Annotated in this window: 5 protein-coding genes (1 of these 5 only partly in view); all 5 read left to right on the top strand. The window is 41.4% G+C overall.

Going from position 1 to position 6,685, the window contains the following annotated elements:
• Positions 1 to 71 carry the end of a carboxypeptidase-like regulatory domain-containing protein gene (locus BHV83_RS08760; protein WP_286757405.1) on the top strand. It extends 373 nt beyond the left edge of the window, so only the last 71 of its 444 coding nucleotides appear in the window; its start codon lies off the left edge, out of view; its stop codon occupies positions 69 to 71.
• Entirely contained in the window at positions 31 to 204 is a 174-nt protein-coding gene (locus BHV83_RS08755; RefSeq protein ID WP_286757404.1) for a hypothetical protein, read from the top strand. Before BHV83_RS08760 ends, BHV83_RS08755 begins: the two co-directional genes overlap by 41 nt.
• Positions 201 to 2,609: a SusC/RagA family TonB-linked outer membrane protein gene (locus BHV83_RS08750; RefSeq protein WP_286757403.1), complete on the top strand. Its 2,409-nt coding sequence runs from the start codon at positions 201 to 203 to the stop codon at positions 2,607 to 2,609. Before BHV83_RS08755 ends, BHV83_RS08750 begins: the two co-directional genes overlap by 4 nt.
• Positions 2,610 to 2,628: 19 nt before the next feature.
• Positions 2,629 to 4,422, top strand: a complete 1,794-nt coding sequence (locus BHV83_RS08745) for a RagB/SusD family nutrient uptake outer membrane protein (RefSeq protein WP_005640904.1) — start codon at positions 2,629 to 2,631, stop codon at positions 4,420 to 4,422.
• A 1,156-nt stretch (positions 4,423 to 5,578) separates the two neighbouring features.
• Positions 5,579 to 6,685 carry a basic secretory protein-like protein gene (locus tag BHV83_RS08740; protein ID WP_286757402.1) on the top strand — a complete coding sequence of 369 codons (1,107 nt, stop codon included), beginning with the start codon at positions 5,579 to 5,581 and terminating at the stop codon, positions 6,683 to 6,685.

Genomic DNA, 6,685 nt, shown 5'->3' with positions numbered 1-6,685 from the left:
GAAGTAGTGGTGGTCGGTTATGGTTCTTCTGTGAAGAAGGATTTGACTACGGCAGTTACGAGTGTAAGTAGCAAAGATTTTTTGGCTGGTGCCGTGAATGATCCGATGCAGATGGTGGATGGAAAAGTAGCCGGAGTCGTGGTTAATAGTGTTGCCGCTGCTGACCCGAATACGAGTGGTAGTATTCTGGAGCTTCTTCTTTGAAGGCCGGTAACAGTCCGTTGATTGTGATTGATGGTATGCCGGGAGGAGATTTGCGTAATTTGGCACAGTCGGATATCGAGTCTATTACCGTATTGAAAGATGGTTCTGCTGCAGCTATCTATGGTTCTCGTGGTGCAAATGGTGTAATCTTAGTAACGACCAAACAGGGAAAGGCGGGTAAGACGACCATTACGTATGATGGCTATGTCGAACATGATTTTGTGGCAAGCAAACCGGATGTTTTGGATGCAGAAGCCTATTTGGACAAGGTTACAGGTGCTGTTGATTACGGGCATCGAACCAATTGGTATGATGAGTTGATCAATAAAAATAATTTTGGTCATAATCACAATATTTCATTGTCCGGTGGTAGCGAAACAACTATTTTCCGTATGTCTGCTAACTTTAAAGGTAAGGAAGGATTGGATATCGCTTCTGATCGTAAAGAATACGGTTTACGTGGAAACTTTAAGCATACGACTTTGGAGGGGTTGTTGGAAGTAGGCGGTAATTTCTCTTATCGTATAGCTGACGAAGATTATACGGATTATGCTTCGTTCAAGCAGGCTGTTCAGTTGAATCCGACGTTCAGTGTGGATGAGATGGATGCATTCAAAGGTAATAGTTATTCCTTTAATCCTGTCAAAAATTTGACGGAGCAGGAGAATGGTGCAAAACAGGAATATTCCACAATCGATTTGAACTTGAAACTGAACATTCTGAAAAATCTGAATACAGAATTAAAGCTTGGTCGCCAAGGACATAACAAGAAACAGTCTCAGTATAAGTTCAAGACACATAAAGATTGTATTAATGGAAATTATAATGGTTATGCACTCTTGAAACAGGAAGCTTGGACAGATTGGACATTGGAATGGTTGGGAAATTATTCGTTCAAAATCAATGATGAACATGATTTCAAAATTATGGGCGGTTATTCCTATCAGCAATTCGATTACGAATGGTTCTCAGCATCGAACCGTGATTTTCCTTCCGATGCATTCTTATATAACTATCTTCAAGGCGGTGAGTACGAAAAGGTGAATGGCCGCTTGGGGATGGAATCCCATAAAGAAGAAGAAAAAACAATCGCGTTTTTGGGGCGTATTAATTATAACTGGAATGACGTATTCTTGTTTACAGGATCTTTACGCCATGAAGGTAACTCTAAGTTTGGTGAAGATCATAAATGGGGACTTTTCCCGGCAGCATCGGCTGCTTGGCGTGTGTCCAAATTGCCGGTGTTTGAAAACAGTTCTGCCGTTGACGATTTAAAACTTCGTTTTTCGTATGGTGTAACCGGACGTTCCGGGTTCGACCGTTATACGGCACAGGCCAAATATTCTGGATTCGGACAGTACTATAGTGATACTTATGGTAAATTTATCATGGGGTATGGACCAGGTAATAACCCAAATTATGATTTGGCTTGGGAAAAACAGATTTCTTACAACTTGGGTATTGATTATACTTTATTTAACTCTCGTCTGTCGGGTAGCTTTGATGCATTCATTCGTGAAGGTCGTGATGTAATCGGTGAATATCCTGTTCCTTTGCCACCGTATCTGCATGATAAAATTTATGCAAATGTGGGTACAACTACATCTAAAGGTTTTGAGTTCCAAGTGAATTGGGATGCAGTACAAACAAAAGATTTTTCTTATTCTACAAATTTGAATTTGGCTTATACAAAATCCAAACTGAAATCATTCTCTAACGAAAAGTATCAGTTGGGGTATATAGAAGGTGATGGATTCCCCTCTCCGGGTAATCCTGGTTCGGCTCAGCGTCTAGAAGACGGAATCGAGATAGGTTCTTTTTATGGATTCCGTTATGCAGGTGTCGATGATGCAGGTAATATCCTGATTTGGGAAAAAGGTGAAGAAGGTGGAGTAACGAAGTTGGGAGCCGATGGTAATGAACAGGATAAGGTTTATCTGGATGGAACAGGTGTTCCCAAGTGGGAGTTGTCTTGGGGAAATACGTTCAGATATAAAGACTTTGATTTGTCTTTGTTCTTCCGTGGACGTTTTCGCTATAAAGTGATGAACCAGTATGAAATGTATTATGGTCTGCAAGTGGTTTCCGGCGATAACAAGTTATCTTCCGCTTATGAAGAAAATGCTCATATCAAAGGTCCGAAAGTGATTTGTGACTATTTCTTGCAGAATGGTAATTATTTACGTTTGGACAATATCACATTGGGTTGGACTCCGAAATTGAATACGAAGTGGATTTCTAATTTACGTGTGTATGGTACGTTGAAGAACGTGTTTACATTGACTAAGTATTCGGGGGTAGATCCGACGACGGTGACGACTACAGGCTTGTGGCCGGGAATCGGTGGAATGGAGGTCTATCCGACCGCAAGGAATCTGACATTTGGCGTACAAATCACTTATTAATTAAATTAAGAGACAGAACATGAAAAAAATTAAATTATTATGTGCTGCAGGTTTGTTGGGTGCTCTTGCCATGACATCTTGTACGGATCTGACAGAAAAAGTATATTCAGATTTAGTGAGAGACAATTATTATACGGATAAATTGTCTGTTGAAGCTGCCGTGGTTCGTTGTTTCGAACATAGTGACAATGTTACGTGGCGCGGTGATATCTGGAAGTTGCAGGAATTGACAGGTGACCATTTTGTCTGGACACAGAAAGGACGGCACGGATATGACGATGGCCAATGGATTCGCCTGCACGAACATAAATGGAACTATATTCAAGGACAGATCAACGGTGCTTGGGTGGCATCTTACCAGTGTATCAGTCAGGTAAACACGGTGTTGCGTGATTTCAATACGGTTGATTTTAGTGCGATCGGTGTTACTGATGAAGAGAAGGCTGCTTATTATAGTGACTTACGTGTATTGCGGGCTTGGTACTACATGTTTTTGTTGGATTTTTACCGTCAGGTTCCAATCGCTACGGAACAACAGGCTTCTGATGAAATCGTGCCTCAGAGTACAGCAAAAGAGGTTTATGATTTCATTGAGTCGGAATTGAAAGAATGTATCCCTACATTGCCGAAAGAAAAACGTCTCGGACGTTGGACACAGGGACCGGCAGCCGGTTTGTTGGTTCGTCTTTATTTGAATGCCAAGGTGTGGATTGGTGAGGATCATTATGCTGATTGTAAGCAATGGGCGGAAGATATTATTGCCGGTAAATATGGTACATACAGCATAAACCAACAAGATTATCGTGATCCGTTCCGTTCTGGTATCAATAAATATCAGTCTCCTGAGAATATGTTCGAGTTTTGGCACGAACGCGGTCGTTTGGAACAACAGACGATGTGGGCAGATGGTATGCACTATTCTGCAGCCCAGACGATTGGTAGCGATGGTGGTGGCAACAACGGTATCCATTTGCAGCCTTCTCGTGACTTCCAAGGAAATGTGTATCAGTTTGCCAGCGGACTCGGAAATCCATTTGAAAAATATGCGAAGTGTGACTATCGTGTAATTCCGTTCCATACGACAGATGCGAAAGGTGGTTATGAAGGTTTCTTCTTGCAAGGGGCACAGATGAAATATGACGAGTCGAAGCAATATGGTTTTACAGATGAAAATGTGAATGGCTCCGAAGAATGGATGGGTTTCCCGTTGGTGTTTGTCGACCAGGTAGGACGTTTTTCAGAAGATAAGTCGTTGAACGCCGAAAACAAGAAACAAGCCTTGTTGGATGCTGCTGCCCGTGGGGGATATTTCATTTGTAATGATGCTGATGTGATCGCGAAAGGTTCTCAGGTGACTACCGGTGAAGAAAATTCCGGTTTCCGTTTCAATAAATTCCCTTATTTACCGGATCATGATGGTTTGTTCCGTTCTCAGTCTACTCCTGAGATGCGCTTGTCTGAAATGTATTACTCATTGGCAGAATGCTATTACAGGGAAGGAAATAAGGCAAAAGCAGCTGAACTATTGGATTATGTACGGGTAAGAAATTACCCTGCGGAAGAATGGTCGAAATATAGCTATGTGGCAAATCTGGATAAGTTGACGGATTCTGAATTTTTAGATGAGTGGGGACGTGAGTTCATCGGTGAACGCCGCCGCCGTATTGATTTGATTCGTTGGAATAAATTCCATGAAGAATGGTGGAATAAGGGAAAAGATGCTACAGACAAAGAATATAGCTATTTCCCTATTCCTCAAAACCAACTGAATGCAAGTCCGATCCTGAAACAGACAACTCCGGGTTGGGAATAATGGTGCATGGCTGACTGAAAGAATGGCTATTTTGAATATTAATGTAGCACTTAATTATAATAGGCTATTTTTTCAGAATAATATAACGAGTCTGCTGAGTTTTTCTTGGCAGGCTTGTTTGTTTTTAGGGCAACCAAAATTACTATCCGGGATCACCTCTTTTCCCTTATGAAAATTTCGCATACCAACCATCATACTGTCATTTCTGGTTGTTAACTGTTGCTTTACAGTATGTTAAAGTATGATAGTTGCTGTTTTTCACTATCATTCTACCATCATGCATCTATCATGATTTTTACTTGTCGGTTTATTTATATGGTTGATAATGGGATGTTTGCATTTATATAAGCCCAAATGGTCATCGATAAAACGAGAACGTTTTTGTGTTAAAACGACCTAGTTTGCCGGACAAGATGCAAAAACGAGGCATAAAAACACCCACGGCATGGCGGATAAACATCCACGCATCCACGGAAAGGCCTTGCACAGACCCGGGTCTGCACCTCTCCCACACCCGGGTCTCCGTGGCTCTTACACCCGGGTCTCAAGCGGCTCTTCAAGCCGTTTTTGACAAAAGAAAAGCCGGTCTTGATGAAAAATGAAGCTGTTTTAACATGTTTTGTACCTGTTCCCGGACGGTCTCTGTTTTTGTCGTATAATTGATACACTGGATGTTATCGTTTTTTTCGCCATGATGGTTATGACAGATGAATGATAGTAAAAAACGGCAACTGTCATGCTGTAACTTATTGGTTTAAAGTTGTATATAGACGGATATGATAGTATGATGGTTGGTTTTGCAAAACAGTTATATGATTAGTCCGTATCGGTGACGAAAACAGATGGATGCTTTATGATTTTGGTGCTCTGGTTTGTCTTTACAAAGTATAGAAGGTGTCGTAGATTTCCTAAATAGTATCATAATTGATCAATGTCAATTGTGGTATTCTTTTGGCATTTGAGTGTTACTCTTGTATAGAGGGGAATTTTTAATATTGTGATGAATTTGGTAAAGTAAAGAATTTTTCACTGATGTAAAAAATAATGGGGAGTTTGTGTTTTTAGTTTTAATCTCCGCTGGAGATGATTTAGTATTTCCAGCGGAGTATTTTCATTAAGTTGTCGAATAAGTAAAAACTGAAATATTTTTGAAAGCATGAAGAGTTATATATTAGTATCGATAAGTTTATTATTGTGTTCTTGTCAGGCAAAATTACCGGTGAATGTTCCTGAATTGTCAGATGGGAATCCGACAACCTGTTTCGTGGGAACGGAAGGGGTAAATAAAGTGATTTTTAATGAACAATATACTGTTCCCATCCAAAGTTATAAAATCTATTCGTCCGGCGAGACGCCTGTACATGATCCGTGTGCCTGGATATTGAAAGGTTCCTATGACGGGAAGAACTGGGTGGTTGTGGATGAACGGAAAGACCAGACGTTCTGTTCACGCTATCAGGAAATTCTTTGTTCGATAACCAAACCTTCCAATTATAAACAGTATATGCTGGAAGCTGCTACGGCAGTTGGTGATACATTGGTGTTGGGAGATGTGGTGTTGTTCGATGAGAATCTGAATGCCGGCTGGGAAGATTTCAAATATCCGGAAATCGATTACGAAGTGATTGATCCGGAAACTAAGGGGGCTGCCATTTATGAGGATCTTGTCCAGAATCCGGACGAATACATACGTTATCATGCTCGAAAGGTAGCCGAAATTCTTTTCTATTCGGCAAAAGATACGATGAATGATGTTCAAAAGGTTCATTATACGTTGAAAGATTATGACGGAGTTTCAGCCAAGAGTGGTAATCCGGCCAATACCTCGATTGTTTACAGCACTCAGCATATTGAGAAATCAGCGAACGAATCCCTCTATAAGCTCGACTTTGAAACACGTGGTGTCCTGTTTCATGAATTGGTACACGCCTATCAGTTCGAACCGAAAGGAATCGGTTCCTATTCAACCAACAAAACATTCTGGGCTTGTATCGAAGGGCTGGCGGATGCAGTCCGTGCCCAAGCAGGATATTTCGATATGAGTACCCGTAAACCGGGCGGTAACTGGATGGACGGTTATCGTACGACCGGCTTTTTTATCCAATGGCTGACGACCAAAGACCCGGATGCCATCCGCAAGTTCCATGAGACGGTCCGCGACCTCGACGAATGGAGTTTCGACAAGGCGATGAAGCGTATGTTCGGCGATGATGCCAGCATTGAAGGGCTGTGGAATGAGTATCAAGCCTTTTTATCAAAATAA

The organism is Parabacteroides sp. merdae-related_45_40 (assembly GCF_001915675.1).
The sequence above is the reverse complement of the archived record's forward strand: the minus strand, read 5'-3'. Positions and strand labels throughout refer to the sequence as shown.